Annotated in this window: 21 protein-coding genes and 1 pseudogene; 5 read left to right on the top strand and 17 right to left on the bottom strand. The window is 43.4% G+C overall.

The window, feature by feature from the left end; all coding sequences use genetic code 11:
- Positions 1-10: 10 nt before the first annotated feature.
- Both E0485_RS23370 and E0485_RS23365 read right to left on the bottom strand, forming a co-directional pair.
- Positions 11-586 (bottom strand): nitrous oxide reductase accessory protein NosL, encoded by a 576-nt coding sequence (locus E0485_RS23370; protein ID WP_132420471.1) that lies wholly within the window; start codon positions 584-586, stop codon positions 11-13.
- Complete coding sequence (locus tag E0485_RS23365) at positions 583-1,887, bottom strand: right-handed parallel beta-helix repeat-containing protein (RefSeq protein ID WP_132420470.1); 1,305 nt, start codon at positions 1,885-1,887, stop codon at positions 583-585. Before E0485_RS23365 ends, E0485_RS23370 begins: the two co-directional genes overlap by 4 nt.
- Before the next feature lie 254 nt (positions 1,888-2,141).
- Between E0485_RS23365 and E0485_RS23360 the strand changes: the two genes are divergently transcribed.
- On the top strand, positions 2,142-2,558 hold the full coding sequence (locus E0485_RS23360) for a flagellar brake protein (RefSeq protein ID WP_165921272.1): 417 nt from the start codon (positions 2,142-2,144) through the stop codon (positions 2,556-2,558).
- A 104-nt stretch (positions 2,559-2,662) separates the two neighbouring features.
- Here the strand turns inward: E0485_RS23360 and E0485_RS23355 are convergent, their stop codons facing one another.
- The 10 genes and pseudogenes from E0485_RS23355 to E0485_RS23305 all read right to left on the bottom strand — a co-directional run bounded on the left by E0485_RS23355 (position 2,663) and on the right by E0485_RS23305 (position 10,571).
- Positions 2,663-3,871 carry a CapA family protein gene (locus tag E0485_RS23355; RefSeq protein WP_132420468.1) on the bottom strand — a complete coding sequence of 403 codons (1,209 nt, stop codon included), beginning with the start codon at positions 3,869-3,871 and terminating at the stop codon, positions 2,663-2,665.
- Between the two features lie 187 nt (positions 3,872-4,058).
- Positions 4,059-4,370: a nucleoside triphosphate pyrophosphohydrolase gene (locus E0485_RS23350; protein WP_132420467.1), complete on the bottom strand. Its 312-nt coding sequence runs from the start codon at positions 4,368-4,370 to the stop codon at positions 4,059-4,061.
- Positions 4,371-4,477: 107 nt separating this feature from the next.
- Entirely contained in the window at positions 4,478-4,939 is a 462-nt protein-coding gene (locus E0485_RS23345; protein ID WP_207911044.1) for an 8-oxo-dGTP diphosphatase, read from the bottom strand.
- Positions 4,940-5,173: 234 nt separating this feature from the next.
- Positions 5,174-5,671, bottom strand: coding sequence for an NUDIX domain-containing protein (locus tag E0485_RS23340; protein ID WP_132420466.1), 498 nt, complete (start codon positions 5,669-5,671; stop codon positions 5,174-5,176).
- Between the two features lie 831 nt (positions 5,672-6,502).
- Positions 6,503-6,979: a DinB family protein gene (locus tag E0485_RS23335; RefSeq protein ID WP_132420465.1), complete on the bottom strand. Its 477-nt coding sequence runs from the start codon at positions 6,977-6,979 to the stop codon at positions 6,503-6,505.
- Between the two features lie 229 nt (positions 6,980-7,208).
- A pseudogene (locus tag E0485_RS25620) lies at positions 7,209-7,430 on the bottom strand (GNAT family N-acetyltransferase); the annotation flags it as partial.
- 279 nt (positions 7,431-7,709) lie between these two features.
- Positions 7,710-8,336, bottom strand: a complete 627-nt coding sequence (locus tag E0485_RS23320) for a nitroreductase family protein (protein WP_132420464.1) — start codon at positions 8,334-8,336, stop codon at positions 7,710-7,712.
- A 288-nt stretch (positions 8,337-8,624) separates the two neighbouring features.
- Positions 8,625-9,281 carry an SGNH/GDSL hydrolase family protein gene (locus tag E0485_RS23315; protein WP_132420463.1) on the bottom strand — a complete coding sequence of 219 codons (657 nt, stop codon included), beginning with the start codon at positions 9,279-9,281 and terminating at the stop codon, positions 8,625-8,627.
- A gap of 135 nt (positions 9,282-9,416) precedes the next feature.
- Positions 9,417-9,950, bottom strand: coding sequence for a peptide-methionine (S)-S-oxide reductase MsrA (msrA, locus tag E0485_RS23310; protein ID WP_132420462.1), 534 nt, complete (start codon positions 9,948-9,950; stop codon positions 9,417-9,419).
- Between the two features lie 63 nt (positions 9,951-10,013).
- Positions 10,014-10,571, bottom strand: a complete 558-nt coding sequence (locus E0485_RS23305) for a hypothetical protein (protein ID WP_235857692.1) — start codon at positions 10,569-10,571, stop codon at positions 10,014-10,016.
- A 90-nt stretch (positions 10,572-10,661) separates the two neighbouring features.
- Between E0485_RS23305 and E0485_RS23300 the strand changes: the two genes are divergently transcribed.
- On the top strand, positions 10,662-11,252 hold the full coding sequence (locus tag E0485_RS23300; RefSeq protein WP_132420461.1) for a TetR/AcrR family transcriptional regulator: 591 nt from the start codon (positions 10,662-10,664) through the stop codon (positions 11,250-11,252).
- Between the two features lie 66 nt (positions 11,253-11,318).
- On the opposite strand, the gene E0485_RS23295 is transcribed toward E0485_RS23300, so the two are convergent.
- Positions 11,319-13,856 carry a U32 family peptidase gene (locus E0485_RS23295; RefSeq protein ID WP_132420460.1) on the bottom strand — a complete coding sequence of 846 codons (2,538 nt, stop codon included), beginning with the start codon at positions 13,854-13,856 and terminating at the stop codon, positions 11,319-11,321.
- A 143-nt stretch (positions 13,857-13,999) separates the two neighbouring features.
- Here E0485_RS23295 and E0485_RS23290 point away from each other — a divergent pair, with 143 nt between their 5' ends.
- Positions 14,000-14,875 (top strand): polysaccharide deacetylase family protein, encoded by an 876-nt coding sequence (locus E0485_RS23290; protein WP_132420459.1) that lies wholly within the window; start codon positions 14,000-14,002, stop codon positions 14,873-14,875.
- Between the two features lie 85 nt (positions 14,876-14,960).
- On the opposite strand, the gene E0485_RS23285 is transcribed toward E0485_RS23290, so the two are convergent.
- From E0485_RS23285 to uvrB, 4 genes are all read right to left on the bottom strand, one after another.
- The gene (locus E0485_RS23285; RefSeq protein WP_132420458.1) at positions 14,961-15,158 is read right to left on the bottom strand and encodes a hypothetical protein; all 198 of its coding nucleotides are present in this window, start codon (positions 15,156-15,158) and stop codon (positions 14,961-14,963) included.
- Positions 15,159-15,330: 172 nt separating this feature from the next.
- Positions 15,331-15,900: a hypothetical protein gene (locus tag E0485_RS23280; protein ID WP_132420457.1), complete on the bottom strand. Its 570-nt coding sequence runs from the start codon at positions 15,898-15,900 to the stop codon at positions 15,331-15,333.
- A gap of 172 nt (positions 15,901-16,072) precedes the next feature.
- Positions 16,073-18,961 carry an excinuclease ABC subunit UvrA gene (gene uvrA / locus E0485_RS23275; RefSeq protein WP_132420456.1) on the bottom strand — a complete coding sequence of 963 codons (2,889 nt, stop codon included), beginning with the start codon at positions 18,959-18,961 and terminating at the stop codon, positions 16,073-16,075.
- Between the two features lie 16 nt (positions 18,962-18,977).
- Positions 18,978-20,981 (bottom strand): excinuclease ABC subunit UvrB, encoded by a 2,004-nt coding sequence (gene uvrB / locus E0485_RS23270; RefSeq protein ID WP_132420455.1) that lies wholly within the window; start codon positions 20,979-20,981, stop codon positions 18,978-18,980.
- A 265-nt stretch (positions 20,982-21,246) separates the two neighbouring features.
- Here uvrB and E0485_RS23265 point away from each other — a divergent pair, with 265 nt between their 5' ends.
- Together E0485_RS23265 and E0485_RS23260 are read left to right on the top strand one after the other, a co-directional pair.
- Positions 21,247-22,047: a flagellar motor protein gene (locus tag E0485_RS23265; protein WP_132420454.1), complete on the top strand. Its 801-nt coding sequence runs from the start codon at positions 21,247-21,249 to the stop codon at positions 22,045-22,047.
- Positions 22,031-22,792 (top strand): OmpA/MotB family protein, encoded by a 762-nt coding sequence (locus E0485_RS23260; RefSeq protein ID WP_132420453.1) that lies wholly within the window; start codon positions 22,031-22,033, stop codon positions 22,790-22,792. The genes E0485_RS23265 and E0485_RS23260 overlap by 17 nt, the downstream gene beginning before the upstream one ends.
- Positions 22,793-23,600: the final 808 nt, after the last annotated feature.

Here is a 23,600-nt window from a genome sequence, read left to right as displayed (position 1 = left end):
ACACCTTTGTTTATTTTTTGCCGTCGCCATGCTCATCTTTCTTATTCATATCCATATGATTACCGCCGTTTGTATCACCATTATTCATATTGTGACCATCTTTCATGTCACCCATATGCATATTTTCCTTGTTTCTCTCCCAGCTATGGCTGTCCAAATCTTTGACAGTTAACACTTTACCTGCCTTCTGTTCAGCGATGAACGCTTCCGCTTCTTTGCTGTCTTTAAAGGAATAAACGCCATATGCCATTGGTGTATGGAAGGTAGGGTCATAAGCAAACGTAGCATCCTTCAATTGAACCCATTCTTTTGACTTATAATCACGAACATACTGAACATCCACATCCGTTGTACCATTCTTCTTCGTCCAGACATACATATCGCCGATATCATCAAATTTTAACGCTTTGCCATTCTTTAGAATAATTTCTGTCGCATTAATATCATCGTTCACGGTCATATTGCAAATATCGCATTTATCGACTGCGGCATTAATCGCCACTGGCTCCGCCTGTTTCGAGCCACAACCTGTACTTACAACTGCCAATCCTGCAACTAACGCTACGTTTAACCATAATTTTCTCATTTTCGTGCAATCCCCCAATTATATATACATAATAAACTAACAACTAACAATACCAACCCAAGCCATAAAGCTGAAAACCCTACCCCTTGCTCCACCTGTCCTTGCAAAGCTGGCGGCTTCATAAGAGGTGAACGATCCTTAAGCCAGGAATCCGTTGGATTATTGAATAAAGATTCTAGAAATTCCATGCCTGGTGAGCCAAAAAATAGCTGAAACGCTTTAACATCATTCGTAAGGGTGATATAGAACGGATTTATTTGATAAGCTAGATCACTTCGCCCTGAACCTGTACGATCGATGCCCTGCATATCATCCCAATAGTTCGCTTGAACCCGATTGTCCGAGCTCGATTCTGCTTGGGCTTGAATCACATTAGATACAAATTCATTGCCTTCCAATTCATTAGTCGAAGCATCGATCATCTGAATGCCGATAAAATTACGTGTCAGCACATTATTCAGAATCTGATTATCACTCGATGATTCCACATAGATCCCTACCCGATTACCTTCCACTTCGTTGCCTTGAATGGCCGTCTTTTTGACATCGAATAGAAGGATACCCTGCGAATTCACATTCTCATTTTGTTTGGAAAATTCATTATGCTGAACCTTCACTTGCTCCGAACCCATCACCATCGCACCTGTCACATTATGGAACCCAACATTCTTCTCAATCGTATTATTCTTTGTGAACATGAGGTGGTAACCGTAACGCGAGTTCTTCGCGACATTGCTCCGAATCAGATTATCGCTGCTGTTCTCCAAGTAAATGCCATCATACATATTATCAACCGAACTATTGATGATCTGATTGCTGTACGATTCCCATAGGTCAATACCATTGCCTCGCATCACGGAATCCGATCCGCTGCGAGCGTCTGTTAAGCCTTGGATTTGTACGCCATCAAGCAGGTTACGACTTGCTTCTCTGAGCTGAATACCTGTTCCATTCGTACGTACGGTCACTTCCTTCAGCACATTGTCATTGCCCTTGACCAGTACAGTGGCTTCTTTTGGATCTCTAGCTCTTTCATCAACGAAATGGATACCAGCGATTAAGACATGATCGGCTTGAATCGTCAGGATTGGAGCATCGCCATTGCCATGTATCAGAACTTCCTGGTCCGCGATTAACTTCAGAGTCTTATTGATCTGTATAGGACCTTGATAAGCACCTGCCGGAACTGTGATTGTATCCCCAGGCTTTGCTTGATCGATGAGCGATTGCAAGTTAACAGGTTGGTCAGCTGCTGACGCTCCTTGAAGTCCACCGAATAATCCAGCAACCATGATGATCATCAGGAGTATACAACGCCCTAACCATCGATTTTGGCTAATTACTCCCACCCCCGTTTTGTATCATTCTATATTTAAAATAACTTTAATTACGGGCGCTTGCCTATGACTCACTTGGGCTATATTGGCCTTACATTGTGAATGGAAAGTGACAATTTCGAATTAACTGAAGATAAATTTATCCAAAAGAAGGGATTTGTCGAAATATGTCGAAAAATACCAATAATCGATCTGAATTTCAATCAAGGAGCTTACAAATGAGTCGACATTACGCATCCAATCAAGCCACACCCAATAGACGCGCTTTCTTTCGCTTGAATCTGTATCATATGACTGTTGAAGTTACCGTTCTTGGAGATCTGGACGACTATATTCCAACCACAACCTATCAAGCAACAATCCGCGATTTAAGCGGAGGTGGCATTAGCTTCTATACAAAAGAGCCGATCATTCATACCCCCGATGATATTCTTACTGTGAATTTTGAAGTAATGGACAACATCTTCTTCGAACAAGTATCCATCGTCCGTTATTATCAAGTAGATCATGAGCAATACATGTACGCCTGCCAATTCTCGAATATTAATCCTTACGAACAGGATAAACTCATTGCCGTTGTGTTCCGTATGCAGGCAAGTCAGAGCAAGCATACACTTAAAGCCGCAGGTCATTAAAGCGGGATTCTTACATTAAATATGGCAAGACAAAAGAGTGCCTCACACAAAAGTATATCAAAATAAAAGCTCTCCCAATCCTTATTGGATTAAGAGAGCTTTCCTTATGGCTTGGAAACTGTGCCATCTTCATTAACTTTAACATCAAATGAAATATCCGTTAGGCGCTGAAATAATCGTTTCTCCGCTTCAGTGCTCATTTTTTTGGGCTGAGCCGCAGTTGTCAGGAAGGGATGCAGCTTCAGATCAACTTGACCATCTTTAGCAAATTTGGCTTCCAATATTACGGTATCCCAGGTTAAAGGTCTTTCTTCAATCGTTTGAAAAATAAAATTGCCAAGCGAGTACATAATCCACTTGCCTTTATACTGCTCCAAGCCCTGAAGCATATGAGGATGTGCGCCAATCACGAGGTCTGCTCCAGCATCGATATACGCTTGTGCTAATTTATGCTGATACGGTTCAACCTCCGTTGTATTCTCTGTTCCCCAATGTGGGTATACAATGACAACATCGTTATTTTCTTTGGCACGCCCAATAGCAGCTAATGCACGATCTGTCTGATGTGTCTCCGCAACTCCGGGCTGAGTTGGAGTTGCCTTCCAAGTCTCCGAGCGAACGATACGGCTAAAACCAAGAAACGCAAATTTCTTGCCACCTTTCTCTATAACCCAAGGTGAATATGCTTCTTTCTCATCTTGTCCCGCTCCGAATAAGCCCATTCCGGCCTGCTTAACATTATCAAGCGTATCGAGCAATCCCTGACGCCCGTAATCAATCGCATGATTATTAGCCAAGCTTACAGCATCAAATCCTGCTTCCACCATTGCCGGCAGCACCTCAGGTCCTGCTCGGAATGTCCATGTCTTGTTCTCTTTAACCCCTCTTGTCGTAACTGCAAATTCCAGATTGCCAACCGCTACATCCGCTTTCTCGAGAATTGGTTTAATCTCCCTATAAGGGTATTCAAACCCATTGCGTTCCAGATGTGGATATACCGTATCCCCAAGCAAAATATCACCCATTATGACAATTGACACATCTTCATTCTCAGGAACTTCAGCCTGAGATACACTATTCTGTGGTTCATCTGAAGGTGAAGGAGATGGAGTAACCGCCTCTGTCTGCTGTATTGAAGCTGTTGAGATTGATGCTGCAAGATTAATCGGAGTATCCGTCACTTGCGCTTGATCTGTTTTTGAAGTAGATACAGCCTGACATGCTGTCAACAATAATAGTCCCACTACCAATGTAAATACGAATAAATGCCTGTACTTGCTAAATAAAGATTTTTTAATTTTCAATCTTTTCAACTCATTCGACTCCCCCTGAATAAATAACAAAAAAGAAACGGATTCACCGTCCTTTCACGAAGAACGGCTACGTTTCTTCAGATGATACGTATACCAATATAATACATTTTTCCAATTATTACACTATTAATCTGCAAAAGAGTCAATTAATGAATATTAAAATAATGGCAGGTGGTACTTCGAACATTCACAAATAGGTCTTTATCAAAAAGAGGTTTTTATTAAATCCCCCATTCGTTTCTTCTTTGTGCTTTCTTATTTCTTCTAACTGCTCCTTGGACACACCTTTGAGCCTTGCTATGGCATAAACAACCTCTAAAATATCAGCAAGTTCCTTAATATCTTCTTCCTCTTTAAACTCTTCTAGCTCTTCCGTTAGTTTTTCTATCAGTCCTTCTAAAAATTGCTTATTATCCAACTCTTCCATTTCGTATTTCATTCCGCTTTTCTCAATAATTTCGGGGATATGGTCACGGACAACTTTGTTGTAGACTTTCATTGTTTGTCTCCTCTGCTATCATTCATAAAAAATATTTCTTATCGATTAGCGTGATTACGTTTTTAGCAAAAGTGATTATCTTCTTGACTCCCAAAAAATTCATCATTTCATGTTTCTCTTATACGTACTTCACGCTCTCCTTCATCCCATACTACATGAATTTCAAATGTTCCTTCCTTAAAGAAATATGGAATTCTTCTTCTAATCGATTGCTGCATCGGTATGGACTCAAGTTCATTAATATGAATCCATTCAGGTTTACCTTCCGCTGAATGTACTAGTAAATCCCCCGAAAAATCATGCGTAATGTAGTTATAGATAATATATCTGTCTCGCTCTTTTTCATTAACATATTCATAAATACCCTTAAATTTAAGATTCTTTACATCTAATCCAGTCTCTTCTTTAACTTCTCTTATCGCCCCTTCAATTGGGCTTTCAGGAAACTCTAGCTTCCCTCCGGGTGGAATATAACCACTAAAATGATCATGATTCCGATTTAACAATAATACTCTATCCCCGTCTTGGATCATGCATAGTGTCCAGAACTTATAAGTTATGTCTTTCATAGTTCTCCTTTCAAAATAATAAAAATATTAATTACTGCTAGCATTTATGTATTCACGAAGCCTAGAGGCTTAAGGTCAATAAGGCCGGCCGCGATACGGTTAAGTTCGCAGGCTTGTCCGCTTGACTTCACTCCTCCGGATTGCCTCGGGCAAACCAAGGTTCCATCAGGATTCACAGCGTAAACACTATGTTATATGGTGTCGATGCCTTCCTTAAATAACATACAAACTTAATCACTTGATAATTGGCTCTCCCTTAAAGTTTATTACATCTTCTAATACTTCCTTCTCATGCTTCTCCCAGTAACCGGTTTCAAATGGAGGCAAGTCATTCAGTGGAAAGAATCCAATATTAGTTGTCTCATTTGTTTCACTCAATATAGTTCCTGACCACTCATCTACTCTAAATAATAATTCAAATCCTTGATACTCATCGCCAAATCTATTTTTTACACAATATCCCCTTCCCGTGTACATTGCAATAAGTGTAGCATTAATTACTACTAACCCGGTTTCTTCATACACTTCTCGTCTCAAACATTCCAAGATAGATTCATTAAGTTCAATGCCGCCTGCAGGTAAAGCCCACTTCCCATTTCCTCTTCTCTGGATATATAGTACTTCTCCACTTTCATTAAAAATTACAGCTCTTACTGACGGGATAATCAGTTTTTGATTTCCTAATATTGATCGAAGTTGCCCAGTATACGACTCTTTCCAATTTCTCGACATAGCAAAATTCCTTCCAAGAAAAATCTTTTATATTGATTTGCGTCGGTTTCATATAACGTTTCTTGTATTGATATGACGAGATTCTACAAGCCCCTTTTTTTGACTGAATTTCTCGGTTCGAAGGCTTTGAAGTCTTATGTTAAAAACTTCAAACTTTGCCAAAAGGCAATACATATAAAAATAACAATTACTATCAAGGAAAACCAAGAGTAAATGTTCTTTACGCTTCGTAAAATGTTGTAAGCCAAGAATATCAGAATACAAATCAATATTACTATTCCCACTATTGCTAATAGCATATAAAGCACGAACATAATAGCCTCCTAACACAGTAATTAGAGATTTGCTATATTGTAGTTCTTGTTATGAGATTAGTTTGACCTCTAATGTCTTTCTGGGTTGCGTATAACGCTTCAGTATTCGCGAAATTCATGGTCTTCAATTAAAATCTTCTTTTTTGCGCTTATTAAATCTTCAGGATAATTTTGAATAACATACCTTTTTTTATAGTTGTGTTCTCCCCTACTAATACTAAGTGGTTGATAAATTATAGACCCCCAACACAACGTATACTTTATTTCCAAAATACGATAATTAGAAAACATAATAAATTATTTATTATGTTCTTGCGGATATTTCATCTAACGGTTCCGTGTTTACGACGCGACCCAGCCTTAGATAGCTCCTATCTTAGGCTGGGTCGTGTGTCTAAGTCTCTTCCATGATTATACATCTGACAACCGAGGGTCGAAAGCCCTGATGCGCGAACACATTGTTATTGGAGGTCCGCGCCTTCTTCGAGAGACTTACAAATTCAACTATCGTTCTATGTTAATAGGTTAATTGGTTCTCTTGATATGCCTTCTTTACCCTTTCAATTTGATCAAGGTGGTCGCGGACATGTTCGACGCGGAATTCTGTCAATTGCTTAAATGTGAATCGCTTCTGATCTACATACACTCCCACTCGTTCGCTTTGTTCACTAGTTAGATTGTCTAGAATTGTCTGCATACTGGAACGCAGCAATTTAAACAGAAGCAGATACTGTTCGCGGTCCATTAAATCATACCCCAAGTTATTCGCCCATGCGTCTTGATCAAATGAAATCAGAAGCGGCTCATCTTCCGCCAAGACTTTTTTTAGTCGAGATGTAGACGAGATCTCTGAATCTGTCACATGTATGAGGATTTGATGAATGCTCCATTTGTCCGGTGCAGGCTTGTAACGAAGCTCCTCCTCTGTTAATCCTTCGATAGCATCCCTAAGCATTGCGTATCCTAAGGCGTACTCCTTAATTAAATCCTCCAATTCAAACCCCTCCTATTTTCAAGTAAACTGCTTACTAAAAAACAAACTAATAAGATATTCTTGTTTTTAGTTATATATCCTTTTATCTCTTCTTCAAATAACCTGCACGTTAATTCACGAACCCGAGAGGCTTAAAGGAGCGTCAGTGACATTTCGTAGATACGATGTTGTCGGATGGGTACGCCTTCTTTGATATACTTTTTAAATATGCTCTTCGCATTTTGATTCTTCACTTCAACTTCTTTTTAAAAAAATACTGTTTTATTCCATCTGGGTATTCATCATTAACGCCAAATACTTCATACCCCATATTCTTATAGAATTCTGGTGATTGATATGTAAAAGTACAAGTATGAGCAAATGTACATCCGAGTTCTTTCCCCAATCTCTCAGCTTCATTAAACATGACTTTTCCGTATCCTTTATGTCTATATTCATCAGCAATCCAAAAAACATCAAGATATTAGCCGTATAACCAAGTTTCACAAAACAGACCGCCTACTACTTCTCCTGATTCGTTTCTTAAATATAAATTGATATCTTTTCCTGGCTGTTGTAGTAATCACCCTCCCCAAATCATCCTACTCCCCCAAAATAAATAACAAAAAGAAACGCATTCACCGTCCTTCCACGAAGAACAGCTGCGTTTCTTAAACCGATAATATACCAATATATTAATTTTATCTAAGTTTATATCATCATTTTATGTAAAAGAATAAATTCATATCTATCAAAAAGACCCCACCGTCACAAACTCGCCAACTGGCTTGCGGTAGCCTCTAGGTCTGATCTTCGAGAAATCGCCCTTGCCGATCGTGATCATCATCGTTAACTCGTAGCGATCTGGAATATGAATAAGCTGTTTAATAGCCTCTGGATCAAAACCGATCATCGGACAAGTATCCCAGCCCTTCGATTTCGCCGTTAACATAAAATGTGTAGCGGAAATACTGCTATTGCGGATGGCCTCTTCTTTCATGAACTCTTGTCCGCGTGATTCATAGAACCCCGTGACCCCAGACACTTCTGCATCATACTCCTGCTTGCTCATGACACCCAAATGCAGAAATCCTTCATTCATCCGTCCAACATCTTGATACGCAAGCTTATCTCCCAATACCAGAATAACGGCCGAAGCTGTCTTAATCTTATATTGCTTATTAGCTGCCTCATAGATCTGATCCTTCATCTCGGAATCCTTAATCACAACATAATGAGCATGCTGCAGATTAAAGGCGGATGGAGCAAATTTGGTTAGGGCAAAAATCTCCTCTAATTCACGATCTGGGAGTTCAACACCCGGAATAAATTTCATTGCAGAGCGGCGTTCCTTAATGAGTGCTTCGAATGTAGTCATGATAGCTGGCTCCTCTATGTAGGGTCATTTTTACTAACAAAAAGTAATTAACTTTATTTATATAATATAATGAATTATTATAATTAGCAAGCATTCTGCACGATAAGATGGGAGAAACCGATGATATGTTCACAAAAAAATAACGGATTGCGAGGTATCTACTTCATCAGTATAAGCTCCTTACCGTCGCAAATACTTGAAATATACGCCTGACAATCCGCTAATTTCATTCAAGACCTTAATCGCACCGAAAGGGGTACGTCACGATCCATTGATAATTACTTGATCTTACTTCCACTCAAAACCGATTTCTTGCAAGAACGCTCTCGCAATAACCATATGCCCTGGTGCGCTTGGATGCACGCGATCCCATGCTAATGCGCCAGGATACATATGCTCCAATACTCCTGCAAATGCAGCTTGCGTATCTACAAATACAAGATTAAGTTCTTCCGCAATCTTTTTCACGACTTGTCCATATTGATCCATCGCTTGACGTGTCGCATCCTGCGGATTGGATTCAATATAGTAAGGACTTACAAGAATGATCCCTTTGAGTGAAGGAAGTGTCTGTGCTTGCGCAATCAGATCACGTAATGTGCGCTCATATTCCTCTATGTAGACATGACGTTCTGTGTAATATGGAGCAACATATTGGCTCCAAACGTCATTAATTCCAATTTTGATCGATAACCAGTTCGGCTCTAAGTCCATTACATCCGTCTGCCAACGCTCAGCCAGATTTCTTACGTTATCCCCACTGATTCCCATATTCGTTACTCGAATCGCCAGCTCTGGATACATGGTTTGCAGCAATGCATCGACCATCGATACATAACCTTGACCAAGTGAACCAAGACGACCTTCACCAATCGGTCTTCTACGTTCGCAATCGGTAATAGAGTCCCCAATCATAACCAATCTGTCATTCTTTGCTAGTAGCATTCCTTCATCCCCTTAAAGTAAATGAATCTGAAATAATTGCTCTATTAGAACTTATCAGTCCTACCTCTTAAGTCTAACAAAAATTGAGAATGAAGACCATCCATATCATTAAAGGTTATATCTAAATGAGTACTCTTACCAATGCTTCTCGATAAATTCATCTCTGCCTGATTGTGCGCGATCCTCTTTGTAATGCTTCGGATTTTTACGGTGATAATCTTGATGATAGTCTTCTGCTGGATAAAATGCCGCTGCAGGCAGGATTTCCGTCACAATTGGCTTATTAAACCGACCGCTTGCGGCTAGCTGGGCTTTGGAAGCTTCTGCAAGCTCTTTTTGTTTTTCATTATAAAAATAAATCCCCGTACGATACTGGCTTCCGCGATCTTGAAATTGTCCGCCCGCATCAGTAGGATCGATTTGCTGCCAGTAAAGCTCAAGAAGCTTAGTGTAAGGGAAGATCGACGGATCGAATGTAATTTGTACGACCTCCGCATGACCTGTTATCCCTTTTTTCACTTCCTCATAGGTTGGGTTCACTACGCTGCCACCTGAATAACCCGACACGATGCCCTTGATCCCAGGCAATTCCTCGAATGGCGTCACCATACACCAGAAGCAGCCCCCTGCAAACATGGCAAGCTCGAGTTTCTCACTATTGTCAATCATCAGTCAAATCTCCTCTCATAGAATGAGCATACTTCTTATGAAGCAAACAATTCAACTGTTACGTTATGCTTTTCTGGGCCAAAGAAAGTAGCTAACCGTAATTATCAGATCAACTCCTAATGCAACACTCCAGATTTTCAAAATACCTAATAACGCTTCCGTACGTGTAGGATTATCGATAAAATAAATCATCGCCAAAAGTAGTCCTGCCCCGATTACAAATGCAGCAATATGTCTGATGAAGCTCTTCATATAGTGCATGGCATGCTCTATTCCATACTTTCGCGCAGGCTTATCCCCTTGCTTGAGCACATAATATCGAAACTTCTCATCCGCCCAGTTAATCATCGATTTACCAAAACCAATCGAGACCCCGATATACACAGCAGCGATTCCGTGAGCTGTAGTAGCTGTTGCGCCATTATACAGATCAATGCTGGTTGCAACGAGCAGGATTAGATCCACGACAGGGGTCAAAGCTAGGAAGAATACACCCAGTTTATCCCGATTCAGCATGTAGCGACAGATAAGTCCTAACGCAATAACAATCCAAAAAGCAACCTCACACGCAATAATAAGTGAAATGATCATATTCACAATAAATCCCCCATCCTTGTTCATTCGCCAGCTCATTATATCACTCGGTTTTATTTAATACAATTGTATTAAATAAATATAGTTATTTGCCTATAAGTTTGATAAACTATAGACATGCCAAAACAAGTGAATCATGAAGAACGCAAGCAACTCATTGCAGAAGCGATGTGGAGGGTCATTCTTGAACAAGGAATGGCAGGTGCAACACTACGGAATGTTGCCAAAGAAGCCAATTTATCACTCGGCTCCCTGCGACATGACTTTCCGACCCAAGAGGGATTGCTGATTTACGCCATGGAGCTTGTCAAAGAGCGGGCTACAGCTCGCATTATGACTGTTGCCATGCAAAAGCTCCCCCCCAAAGAACAAATACTGCGAATTTTAATTGAATTAATTCCGACGACCAAAGAAACTCTAGCCGAAATGGAGGTTTGGTTTGCCTTTACAGCTCATGTCCGTCATAAAGCAGAGGAATTCGACGCAATGCATGATAGCATTTATCCTAATATCCAAAAGATGCTTGGCACACTTAAACAAGCCAATCTTCTAATGGAGCATATACCGACCGATATTGAAGCCGAGAGATTATATGCCGTTGTCGACGGGCTCGCCTTGCATGCCATGCTAGATCCTGCTCGTGTCAATCTGGAACGAGTCACCGAAGTGCTTCAGCATCATTTGGATTCGATCTTTCGGGAAGAGTAATACAAAAAAAAGCCGCATGCCCTTAGAAGAAGTTTCTTCAAGGACATACGGCTTTTTATTTATATTCTAGTCAATGTGATCGACACGGCCCCATTTTACTAACTGCCCGCGCGTAACACCGAGCTGATTCGTGGCTTTGAGTGTTTTCCATACCTGTGTACCAGAGATTTCACCAGAAATCGCACGACGGTATAGGCCCAGCACTTCTTTTACCTTATCTGGCGTTTCTTCTAGGAACTCTACACGGTAACTAGGTACGCCTAGCTCCAGGAAGTGATTGATATACTCAGCGCCAGATTGGTCGATCGCATTGTAAACCGTGTTGCGGCAGCCTTCATCGACGCGAACAGGGTGGGACATGCCAATGCGATCCTGTAAGGATACCCGATGCTCTTCACACGGACGACCGCAGTTCGTAAAGTCCGTTCCTTCGCTGAGGAAGGTGCAGTAGACACAATGCTCCGTATGGAACATCGGCATGTGCTGATGGATCACCATTTCGAGCTTGGATGTATCTGAGCGCTCCAGCAGATCGACCATTTGCTGAATGTTAAGATCGTAGGACGGTGTAATCCGATCCAACCCAGTATCAAGGAACAAAGCAGCCGCTTTATGATTCGCAATATTAAGCGAGAAATCGCCGATGAGTTCAGGCATGTCCTCCTCAGGATGCTCGGCACGGTATTTCAAGAAGAAGTAGAGTGCTCCTGTGTTGCGAATGAGCACTGCATCAGGCTTCAGCTTCAAAATATTTCGGAAGTAGCCATTCTCCCCAGGCATGTGAATACGCGGCGTCGCCAGCGCAATTCGCTTACCTGCTGCGCGTGCAGCCTCAACGGCTGCTGGGAACTGCTTAATGAACTCGAAATCTGCATAGATCAGTTCAACATTCTCGGTAAGCGCAGCATGCACTTGGTCAATGTTACGGCACAGCACCGTTACCTGTGCTGTGTCGCGCTCCGCCAGCAGACTGCGCTGCTGGCCTGTCTTCGCATCGCCGTAGACTTCGATGCGGTGCTGTTCATACGCACGCGGCGCTTGGCGTGCGGCTTCAAGCAATGCGACCGCACGGCGGCGCATTGCGTTGAGCTCGCGCATCGGGACGAGCAGATCGCCGTCCAGATGCGCATCGACTGCCTCGAGGGCAAATACGGTGCCCCCGAGGCGGCCAAACTGCTCCATGAACAGTTCCTCGTTCATGGGGCGGGTGCGCGCAGACTCGAGCATCAGCTCCGAGTCAATGCGCACCTCATAGCCGGTGGACAGGTCCGTCCACCGTGTCACGAGCGGCTCGCCCTCGGCGCCGCTCACCTCAATGCGTACCGGGAATACGCGGTACGGCTTGTCTGTCTCATACGTGGCGCGCATTCGCTTATCTAGTGCAGGATCGCTCGTCTTCCAGACACGATCGCCTACATGCACGCGCGACAAGTTCACGTCATTGCGTCCTGGCACAAGCTCGATTTGCCCGCCTGGTGCCTCGCCTTCCAGCTTCTCTCCCTGGCGGCGCAGGTCATAGACGCGACCACCCTCTTCTTTTTTCGTCGGGTCGCCTGCATCAAACACAATCCCGTCGCCACGCTTGATTGGTGCTTCCAGCTCAACCAGCACGCCATCTCGCAGCAATTGCTTGACGCGCCCTAGGAATACGCCGCGACTTTTCGGGAACGTGCCTTCCACAAGCTTCTTGTTATTCGTACCTTCAAGGAACCCATGCGTGAATCCACGTGAGAAGCTCTGCTGAAGCTCGCGCAGCTCTTCCTGTGTCGCACGCTCGCCACGTCCTTCAAAATAGCGATCAATCGCTTTACGATATTTGCTCACTACGTTTGCCACATACTCTGGCGTTTTCATCCGACCTTCAATTTTGAAAGAGGAGACACCCGCTTCAATCAGCTCAGGGATAATATCCAACGCAGCTAGATCCTTAGGAGATAATAAATAAGCCACATCCCCCATCGGCTTCTGCTCGCCATCTACCATTAAGTCATACGGCAAACGACATGCCTGCGCACATTCGCCGCGATTAGCAGAACGTCCGCCCCACATTTCTGAGGTCAAGCATTGACCTGAATAAGATACACATAACGCGCCGTGTACGAACACTTCCATTGGGAGCTTCGCTTGATCGCCGATCATTTTGATTTGCTTCATATTATTCTCACGACCAAGCACGACTAACTCCATGCCATAAGGCTTCGTAAACTCAACCGCTTCAGGAGACGTAATCGTCATCTGCGTTGAACCGTGGATCGGGAAGTCAGGCGAGATTTCACGAATCATGCGCACAAGTCCCAAATCCTGTACGATAACGGCATCCACACCCGCTTCGATACAGGCATCAATCAGAATCTTCGCTTCTGCAAGCTCGTCCTCAAATACAAGAATATTAAAGGTCAAATACCCTTTAACCCCATATAAATGCAAGAAGGACATAATATCCGGCAAATCATCCATACGGAAGTTATGCGCTCTTGCTCTCGCATTAAATTTTTCTACTCCAAAAAAGATCGCATTTGCGCCATTGGCAACCGCTGCACGCATACAATCCCAATCTCCCGCAGGAGCTAATAGTTCTATATCTTTCACGCTTTTAGTTAACATAATCTATTCCTTTCGCTTTAGCGCTTAATTTCGCTTGTCTAAGTGTACGCCTACATCTTAACTTTTGGCAATATAGCCTAACTGAATACAACTTTATATGCTATAATATACCAACAAGAAGAAACAATGAGGGAGTTTATTGGATGTTAAAATCATTATTATTATTCTTATTATTAACGACGAATACGGTTGTTCCAGCAAATGACCACTATGAGAATCAGCCTATCCACTACCAGGATAAAGCTTTAGTCCTCATGTATCATGAAGTCAAAAATAATAATGGCAGCATTGCTGTATCTACCGATCAATTCGACAAGCATCTATCGATGCTCAAAGCGAATGGTTATAATGTCATTTCCATTGAGCAATTCGACGATTTTATGACTGGCAAAGAAAAGAAGATCCCACCTAATGCCGTTGTCTTAACATTTGACGATGGATATGAAGATTTTTACGAGAATGCCTATCCGATCTTACAGAAGTACAAAATGCCTGCAACGAACTTCATCATTGTCAAATCAACCGACGTTTACAACCCAGATATTATCCCACATATGACATGGGAGCAAATGGTGGAGATGCGCAAGAATGGCATGAGCTTCTACAGTCATACTTATGATAGTCATAAATATGTAGCCGTAAACAGCAAAGGCACTACTGCTCCTTTATTAGGAGGACCCATTTATTTGCCGGATAAGCAACGTGTAGAGACGCAAGAAGAATACTATGATCGGATCAAAGAGGATCTGTCCAAAGCCAACGATCTGCTGAATAGTAAGCTTGGCAACACTCGCAATATTATTTCATTCCCATATGGCAGCTTCTCAGATACAACCATCCAGGTTAGTAAGGAACTTGATATGCATCTCTATATTACGATTAAAGAAGGCATTAACAAACCTGGTGATCCTGTCGCAACACGTATTAACGCAGGTAAGCGTGATTTCAGCGCAGAAGAATTATTAGCCAAAATGAAGGAATATGATGACCCTTCTACAGCTCCTGCAGCAACCAAATGATAGAACTCAACAAAAAAGCCCTCAGATCTATTGGGAAATCCCTCTAGTCTGCGGGCTTTTACTACATCATCCTGTTAATTAGATCTTACCACCCTGAAATCATGATAACATCTAATAATAAAAATACAACTAAACTAACTCCACCAAATCCAAGCGCAAACTTGTTTTTCTTTGGCGCCATTAGTAAACGTACAACTCCGATGGCAATAAGTACCGTAAAGATCAAGATAAACGGATCGAACATCGAAAATGTGCTTGCAGTCGCTTCCTCTGCTAGAAACATGGGTAAACCTCCCTTATAACTCGAGCCAATATTCATTCTATTCTATTTTTTACTTTATCCTGATCTTTCCTAGGATGCAAGTGGTTTTCTGTCGAGTTAACAAGTTTGTCAAGATTTATTCATATTTTTGCAATGATATTTGTCTCAGTCCTTAATCCGCTATCCATTCTCACTACTTATTCGGTTTATGATAACTAACCAACACTTGCGCGATCTTAGCGTCCGCTTCTTTAGTTACCGTTACTTCTAATGCCTCTTCCCCTCGCTTGCCGCTAATGGATTTGATATTCTCAGCAGCAAAACCTTCATTCTGCTCATAGCCGGCCTTCATCAAATAATCGGAATATAGCTTGGCGATGTCCGCAATGGGTTTCTCTGATTCATATATAATCACGTATGATGTCTGCCCATCAGAGCTAGTTGTGAGTGAACTCGTTAACTTAGACTCTTCAATAAATGGAATGTCCTTAGGGAAATCATCAGGAATTTTATCTTCACTCGCTACCATAGTCACCTCATTGCCTTTGTCATCCTTCATCACAATTTTGCCTTGATCCTTGCCCTCCGTTGTGATGGTAGTCTGACCTTGATCGTTTGTGATCGTCATCCCTCCATTATCCAGTTTGATGTTCGACTTTTCGCCATTCTCTCCAGTTACTGTCACATTCCTCGAACAGCCTGTACCGACAACCATCAGCAATAAAATCAAAATACTCATCATCCCATACAAAAAGCGCTTCATGAATGCCCCCCTAATACATGATCTTGCAGTAGCAGAAGGAATTATATCACGAAACATATAACAATAAATGGGATTACAGCCTATTTTCTGTAATCCCATTTATCTATTTTGCATGCTGTTGCTATGAAATTGTGTCGAATCGTAAGCCGGCTACATGCAGGTAGGCTAAGCCTTACACTTCCGCAGCAGGCTCCAGCTCGGCTAAGCGCTTGGCGTAATCAAGCGTCCGTGCACGATCACGTTCCAATACAGGACCAAGATAATGTCCTGTGTAAGAGCCTTTTACGCGCACGACATCTTCTGGCGTGCCGCTGGCGATGATCGTGCCCCCACGGAAGCCGCCTTCTGGACCAAGATCGATGATATGGTCCGCTGTTTTGATGACATCGAGATTATGCTCGATGACGAGGACACTATCACCGTTCTCTACAAGACGGTGAAGCACTTTGAGCAGACGATCGATGTCATCGATGTGCAAACCTGTGGTTGGCTCATCCAGAATGTAGATCGTCTTGCCTGTTGAGCGGCGGTATAGCTCCGCCGCAAGCTTAACCCGCTGGGCTTCGCCACCGGACAGCGTTGTCGCTGGCTGGCCAAGCTTCATGTAACCAAGACCAACATCCAGCAGTGTCTGAATCTTGCGATGCACGCGTGGAATGTTCTTGAAGAATTCCACTCCGTCCTCGATGGTCAGATCCAAAATGTCTGATATGTTCTTGCCTTTATATTTGACTTCTAGTGTCTCACGGTTATAGCGCTTGCCTTTGCATACCTCACATGGCACATATACGTCAGGTAGGAAGTGCATCTCGATTCGAATGATGCCATCCCCCTTGCATGCCTCACAGCGTCCGCCTTTCACATTGAAGGAGAACCGCCCCTTCTTGTAGCCGCGTACCTTCGCTTCATTCGTTGATGCGAATACATCGCGAATATCATCAAACACCCCTGTATAAGTCGCAGGGTTCGAACGCGGCGTACGACCGATTGGCGATTGGTCAATATCGATGACCTTATCGACATGCTCCATGCCGAGAATCTCTTTGTGCTCGCCTGGGCGCAGCTTCGTTGCTTTATTAAGCTCCCGAGCTAGGCTCTTATATAGAATTTCGTTTACAAGCGTACTCTTGCCTGAACCTGATACCCCTGTTACGCATGTAAACAATCCGATCGGCACCTTCATGGAGACATTCTTCAGATTGTTCTCCTTCGCACCTTTCACTTCCAACCACTTGCCCTCTGGCTTACGACGTTCAAGCGGAATCGGAATAAATTTACGTCCGCTGAGGTATAGCCCTGTCAGTGAATTTGGATTCTCCATCACTTCTGCAGGGGTTCCTTCGGCAATCACATTACCGCCATGAATACCTGCGCCTGGACCAATATCAATGATGTAATCCGCTGCTAACATGGTATCTTCGTCATGCTCGACGACGATTAGCGTATTGCCAAGATCCCGCATATGCTCCAACGTCTGAATGAGTCTGTCATTATCTCTTTGATGCAGCCCAATACTTGGCTCGTCCAGAATATAAAGGACACCCATTAAGGAAGAACCAATTTGCGTAGCAAGTCTGATCCGCTGAGCCTCGCCGCCAGATAATGTACCCGCAGCACGATGCATCGTTAAATAATCGAGCCCCACATTTACAAGGAAGCCAAGTCTGGCTCTAATTTCTTTGAGGATCAAATGAGCAATCGTCTGTTCTTTCTCGCTCAGTTCCAACTTCTCGAACCAGTCCATCGCATCGCCAATGGATAGTGAGGTTACATTTGCAATGTTGGTACCCCCAATTGTCACTGCAAGCGATTCAGGCTTCAAGCGATGCCCTTTACACTTCGGACAATTCTTCGAAGCCATATAGTTCTCAATATGCTCGCGCATCGAATCCGAATACGTATCCCGATAGCGGCGTTCCAAGTTGCGAATAATTCCTTCAAAAGGTACGATTGCCTCTTTGGATACACCAAAGTCATTCTCATACTTGAACTTAATTTTCTCCCCGCCGGTTCCATACAGAATGATCTTGATCTGATCAGCAGTCAGCTGGCTAACCGGAACATCTCGCTTAATGTCATAGTGTGCGCATACGGAAGCAAGAAATTGTGGATAGTAGTTCGAGGTTGAACCTGCCCATGCCTCGAATGCTCCTTCCTCAATTGACAGCTCCCGATTCGGAATCAGCAAATCAGGATCAACGATCATCTGTGAACCAAGACCATCACATTCTGGACATGCACCGAAAGGTGAGTTAAATGAGAACATTCGCGGAGCAAGCTCTTCTATTGAGAACCCACATTCTGGACAAGCCAAATTCTGTGAAAATAGCAGTTGCTCTTGATCAATGATATCCACAATCACTCGACCGTCTGCAAGCTTAAGCGCAGTCTCTAGTGAATCGGCCAGACGAGAAGCAACATCCGGTTTAACTACAATACGGTCTATGACGATTTCGATGTTATGCTTCTTATTCTTCTCTAGCTCAATCTTGTCCGATAGATCCATCGTCTCGCCATTCACTCTGACCCGAACATAACCCTGCTTCTGCATATCTGCCAGCAGCTTGGTATGTTCACCTTTGCGTCCAGACACAAGCGGAGCAAGAATTTGCAATCTCGTTCGTTCAGGGTATTCCATAATTCGATCAACCATCTGTTCGACCGTTTGTGAAGTGATTTCCGTACCATGTATCGGACAATGCGGATGCCCAATACGTGCGAACAAGAGACGGAGATAGTCATAAATCTCCGTCACTGTACCTACGGTTGAACGAGGGTTGCGGCTTGTCGTTTTCTGGTCAATGGAGATTGCAGGAGATAAGCCTTCAATTGAATCAACATCTGGTTTATCCATCTGTCCAAGGAATTGACGAGCATAAGCAGATAAAGATTCGACATATCTGCGCTGCCCTTCTGCATAAATCGTATCAAATGCAAGCGACGATTTACCCGATCCACTAAGTCCAGTTAATACAACAAACTTATCACGCGGGATAACAACGTCTATATTTTTTAAATTATGAGCTCTTGCGCCCTTAATGACGATCTGATCTCTAGCCAACCTAATAACGCCCCTCTCAGCTCTCAGCCTTTAATTCCATCACTAGATCACGAAGTTCTGCTGCACGTTCAAACTGCAAGCTGCGAGCTGCATCCTTCATTTCCTTCTCCAAACGTTCGATCATACTTTGACGCTCTTTCTTCGTCATCTTCTTGCTGGCATCCTTCGCTTCACCCAAGTAATCTGCCCTGGATTCTGCTACCTTAGATGCCTCTATTACATCACGAACCTTCTTATTAATCGTCTGCGGTGTAATGCCATGCTTAACGTTGTACGAATGCTGAATTTCACGTCTACGCTCTGTCTCACCAATCGCCTTCGACATGGAATCCGTCATTTTGTCTGCATACATAATCACGATCCCGCTCGAATTCCGCGCTGCACGGCCGATCGTCTGAATAAGCGAACGCTCCGAACGAAGGAAGCCCTCTTTATCTGCATCGAGGATGGCGACGAGCGATACTTCCGGCAAATCTAGTCCTTCTCTAAGAAGGTTAATTCCAATCAGTACGTGGAATACGCCTAATCGCAAATCGCGTAAAATCTGCATCCGCTCCAGCGTCTTGATATCCGAATGCAAGTAGCGCACCTTGATGCCAATCTCTTTGAGATAATCGGTTAAATCCTCCGACATTTTCTTCGTTAAAGTTGTGACAAGGACACGTTCATCCAATGCAATCCGCTTCCGAATCTCATCGATTAAATCATCAATCTGTCCTTTTGTCGGACGTACCTCAATAATAGGATCGAGCAAGCCTGTAGGACGAATAATTTGCTGTGTCATCGTCGGGCAGTGCTCTAATTCATAAGGTCCAGGTGTTGCTGAGATATAAATCGTTTGATTCACCTTGGACTCAAACTCCTCGAATCGCAACGGTCTATTGTCTAGTGCCGACGGCAATCTAAAACCATGTTCGACAAGCACCTCTTTACGAGCTCTATCCCCATTGTACATCGCACGAATCTGCGGCAAGGTCACATGCGACTCATCGATCATGACAACCCAATCTTCCGGAAAATAATCGAGCAGCGTATAAGGTGTTGCGCCAGGCTCACGGAATGTAAGGGGTCCCGAATAATTCTCAATTCCTGAGCAGAAGCCGATCTCCTGCATCATTTCGAGATCATATCTCGTACGCTGTTCTAAACGCTGAGCTTCAAGCAGCTTGCCGTTCTCACGGAGAACCGAGAGCCGCTCCTCAAGCTCGCGTTCAATATTCTGAATGGCAACTTTCATCTTCTCTTCATGAGTTACGAAGTGAGAAGCTGGGAAGATTGCAATATATTCGCGTTCACCCAGAATTTCTCCGGTGATCACGTTAATATCGGTAATCCGTTCAATTTCATCACCAAACAACTCTACCCGAACTGCTGTCTCGCTGCCCGACGCTGGGAAGATTTCGATCACATCGCCACGCACACGGAACGTACCGCGTGTAAAGTTAATATCATTGCGTTGATATTGTATATCGACTAGTCGGTGGAGAATTTCATTGCGCGATTTCTCCATTCCAACTCTTAAATCAAGTAGTAAGGAGCCATAGTCTTCTGGAGATCCGAGACCGTAGATACAAGATACTGAAGCAACAATAATGACATCTCGTCTGCCGAATAAGGAAGAAGTGGCAGCGTGTCTAAGCTGATCAATCTCATCGTTGATGCTGGAATCTTTCTCAATAAAGGTATCAGATGAAGGGATGTATGCCTCTGGCTGATAGTAATCATAGTAAGAAACAAAATATGCAACTGCATTATTCGGGAAAAATTCTTTGAACTCCGAACATAACTGTGCAGCTAGCGTCTTATTATGTGCAATTACGAGAGTGGGACGATTAAGCTTAGCGATAACTTGAGCTGCCGTAAACGTCTTGCCTGTACCTGTTGCTCCAAGCAGTGTCTGATGTTTGACACCTTGAAGTATACCTTCAACTAACTCTTCAATTGCCTGCGGTTGATCCCCCTGTGGAGAAAATTCGGATACTAACTCAAACTTCTTATCGCTCAAATGAATCTCGCTCATCGTACTCCCCCAAACCTACACGAAAATTCCGCAGTTTGCGCTCGTCAATTCTACTATCGTAAGTTTAACGAATCTGCGGTTAATTCCTTCTATAAACTTTTATGCCCATCTTTCCGATATAAAAGTAGACATTCCGACAAAAAACATTAGCCGAACAAGAATAGGAATGTTTGTTCTCATTAATTATACAGTTTTTTCTTGTTTGTTGCAATCAAACGTGTATCATATCATGCAAAGCGCATACGTATCTAGGGGTGGTAGAAACATGGATTTAACGACATTAATTGGGCTTATCGTGGGACTCGGTGCATTAATCGGTGGTTTCGTATGGGATGGTGGTCATTTAAGCGCCTTGTTTGTGCCTAGTGCCTTGCTTATCGTTTTCGGCGGTACAATCGGTGCAGTTGTTATTTCATTCCCAATGAGTACATTGAAAACAATTCCTAAAGCGTTCGCAGTTGCTTTTAAAGAACCTAAACGCAATCCATCTACCACAATCGATGAAATTGTCGAGATGGCAGCAATCGCTAGAAGGGAAGGCGTCCTTGCCCTCGAGCAGCGCGCTCAGGAGCATACGAATCCTTTTCTCAAAGACGGTTTGCTAATGGTTGTAGACGGTACAGATCCCGAACTAACCAGACAAATTCTTGAACTTGAAATGGATGCTGTCGACCATAAAGTCGAGAGTATGGCAAAGATGTTCGAATCCGCAGGCGGTTACGCGCCAACAATGGGTATTATCGGTACGGTAATGGGTCTTATTCACGTACTTGGAAGCTTAGGCTCTGATCCTGAAGCTCTTGCTCCAGCTATTGCAGTTGCGTTCTGTGCAACCTTATATGGTGTTATGAGTGCCAACGCAATTTATCTGCCGATTGGATCTAAGATCAAGATTCGTGGAAAGGAACAAATTGCCGAAATGGAACTCATGCTGGAAGGTATTCTTGCTCTACAAGCCGGTGAGAACCCGCAGCTAATTAAGAAGAAGCTAAACTCCTTTATGCATGACAAAAATCCATCCAGCCAGGTAGGAGAGGATGGTGCTCCAGATGGCGAGGAGAGGTAAGAAGCAGGCAGAGCATGAAAACCATGAACGTTGGTTAATCACCTATTCAGACTTGATTACACTTCTACTTGTATTTTTCGTTATCATGTATTCCATGAGTAAGGTTGACGATAATAAATACGAAATATTAGCTCGTTCCTTGAATTTGCAATTTAAGAGTTCGGATTCCCTTTTGGAAATGAACTCTGGTCTATCTGGCACAATGAGTCCTACTTATGCGGATGGCGACAAGAGGCAGACGGAAGAAACGAACAGACAGGCCAATATTGATAAAGAAGAGTACGACAAGAAAGAACAAGAGCTTGCTGATTTTAAAGATAAAATCGAAACCTATATTCAAGATAATAAACTGGAATCTGATATCGTCGTTACAGATACCACGAGAGGCATCACGATTACACTTAGCGATGTATTCCTGTTCGACACAGGCAAAGCGGATCTAAAGCCGCCTGCTTTTGACATTATGGACAATCTGGCAACCTTGTTGCCAGGCCTTAATGCCAAAGTAGCCATTGAAGGGCATACCGATAACGTTCCGATTAGGACAGGTTCTTATTATAAAGACAACTGGGAGCTATCCGTTCAAAGATCGCTATCCGTTATTCGTTACTTAACCGGCAAGGTTAAGCTGAACGAGAAGAACTTTATCGCTACTGGCTACGGAGACACGATGCCGAAGGTCGAAAATGACACACCTGAGAATCGTGCCAAGAATAGACGTGTTGAAGTGACGATCTTACGATAATACGATATGATGACAAAGACACAGATCCGAAAGTCGGACACTGTGTCTTTTTTGCAAAAAGTCCCCAATAGCGGAAACAAATTACCGAACTTCGGAAACTATTTACCGATAAAGCTCCCCAAGTTGCCGCATCGTGCCCAGCAGCATGGTTGGGTGGTGCTCGCAGCGTACGTTCGGTAAAAAATTACCGAACTTCGGAAACTAATTACCGAAAAAGCGCCTAAAGTTGCCGCATCGTACTCAGCAGCACTGTTGGGGGGCGCTCGGAATGTGCGTACGGCAAAAAATTACCGAACTTCGGAAACTATTTACCGATAAAGCTCCCCAAGTTGCCGCATCGTGCCCAGCAGCATGGTTGGGTGGTGCTCGCAGCGTACGTTCGGTAAAAAATTACCGAACTTCGGAAACTAATTACCGAAAAAGCGCCTAAAGTTGCCGCATCGTACTCAGCAGCACTGTTGGGGGGCGCTCGGAATGTGCGTACGGCAAAAAATTACCGAACTTCGGAAACTATTTACCGATAAAGCTCCCCAAGTTGCCGCATCGTGCCCAGCAGCATGGTTGGGTGGTGCTCGCAGCGTACGTTCGGTAAAAAATTACCGAACTTCGGAAACTAATTACCGAAAAAGCGCCTAAAGTTGCCGCATCGTACTCAGCAGCACTGTTGGGGGGCGCTCGGAATGTGCGTACGGCAAAAAATTACCGAACTTCGGAAACTATTTACCGATAAAGCTCCCCAAGTTGCCGCATCGTGCCCAGCAGCATGGTTGGGTGGTGCTCGCAGCGTACGTTCGGTAAAAAATTACCG

Source organism: Paenibacillus albiflavus (assembly GCF_004344915.1).
GTDB classification, from domain to species: domain Bacteria; phylum Bacillota; class Bacilli; order Paenibacillales; family NBRC-103111; genus Paenibacillus_AM; species Paenibacillus_AM albiflavus.
Note: the sequence above shows the minus strand (reverse complement) of the source record. Positions and strands in the feature narration are given on the sequence as shown.

Excerpts from the sequence above, each read along its gene's own strand:
- E0485_RS23370 (WP_132420471.1), bottom strand. The coding sequence starts at position 586 with ATGAGAAAATTATGGTTAAACGTAGCGTTAGTTGCAGGATTGGCAGTT.
- E0485_RS23365 (WP_132420470.1), bottom strand. The coding sequence starts at position 1,887 with ATGATCATCATGGTTGCTGGATTATTCGGTGGACTTCAAGGAGCGTCA.
- E0485_RS23360 (WP_165921272.1), top strand. The coding sequence starts at position 2,142 with ATGAGTCGACATTACGCATCCAATCAAGCCACACCCAATAGACGCGCT.
- E0485_RS23350 (WP_132420467.1), bottom strand. The coding sequence starts at position 4,370 with ATGAAAGTCTACAACAAAGTTGTCCGTGACCATATCCCCGAAATTATT.
- E0485_RS23345 (WP_207911044.1), bottom strand. The coding sequence starts at position 4,939 with ATGAAAGACATAACTTATAAGTTCTGGACACTATGCATGATCCAAGAC.
- E0485_RS23340 (WP_132420466.1), bottom strand. The coding sequence starts at position 5,671 with ATGTCGAGAAATTGGAAAGAGTCGTATACTGGGCAACTTCGATCAATA.
- E0485_RS23320 (WP_132420464.1), bottom strand. The coding sequence starts at position 8,336 with ATGACTACATTCGAAGCACTCATTAAGGAACGCCGCTCTGCAATGAAA.
- E0485_RS23315 (WP_132420463.1), bottom strand. The coding sequence starts at position 9,281 with ATGCTACTAGCAAAGAATGACAGATTGGTTATGATTGGGGACTCTATT.
- msrA (WP_132420462.1), bottom strand. The coding sequence starts at position 9,950 with ATGATTGACAATAGTGAGAAACTCGAGCTTGCCATGTTTGCAGGGGGC.
- E0485_RS23305 (WP_235857692.1), bottom strand. The coding sequence starts at position 10,571 with ATGAACAAGGATGGGGGATTTATTGTGAATATGATCATTTCACTTATT.
- E0485_RS23300 (WP_132420461.1), top strand. The coding sequence starts at position 10,662 with ATGCCAAAACAAGTGAATCATGAAGAACGCAAGCAACTCATTGCAGAA.
- E0485_RS23295 (WP_132420460.1), bottom strand. The coding sequence starts at position 13,856 with ATGTTAACTAAAAGCGTGAAAGATATAGAACTATTAGCTCCTGCGGGA.
- E0485_RS23290 (WP_132420459.1), top strand. The coding sequence starts at position 14,000 with ATGTTAAAATCATTATTATTATTCTTATTATTAACGACGAATACGGTT.
- E0485_RS23285 (WP_132420458.1), bottom strand. The coding sequence starts at position 15,158 with ATGTTTCTAGCAGAGGAAGCGACTGCAAGCACATTTTCGATGTTCGAT.
- E0485_RS23280 (WP_132420457.1), bottom strand. The coding sequence starts at position 15,900 with ATGAAGCGCTTTTTGTATGGGATGATGAGTATTTTGATTTTATTGCTG.
- uvrB (WP_132420455.1), bottom strand. The coding sequence starts at position 20,981 with ATGAGCGAGATTCATTTGAGCGATAAGAAGTTTGAGTTAGTATCCGAA.
- E0485_RS23265 (WP_132420454.1), top strand. The coding sequence starts at position 21,247 with ATGGATTTAACGACATTAATTGGGCTTATCGTGGGACTCGGTGCATTA.
- E0485_RS23260 (WP_132420453.1), top strand. The coding sequence starts at position 22,031 with ATGGCGAGGAGAGGTAAGAAGCAGGCAGAGCATGAAAACCATGAACGT.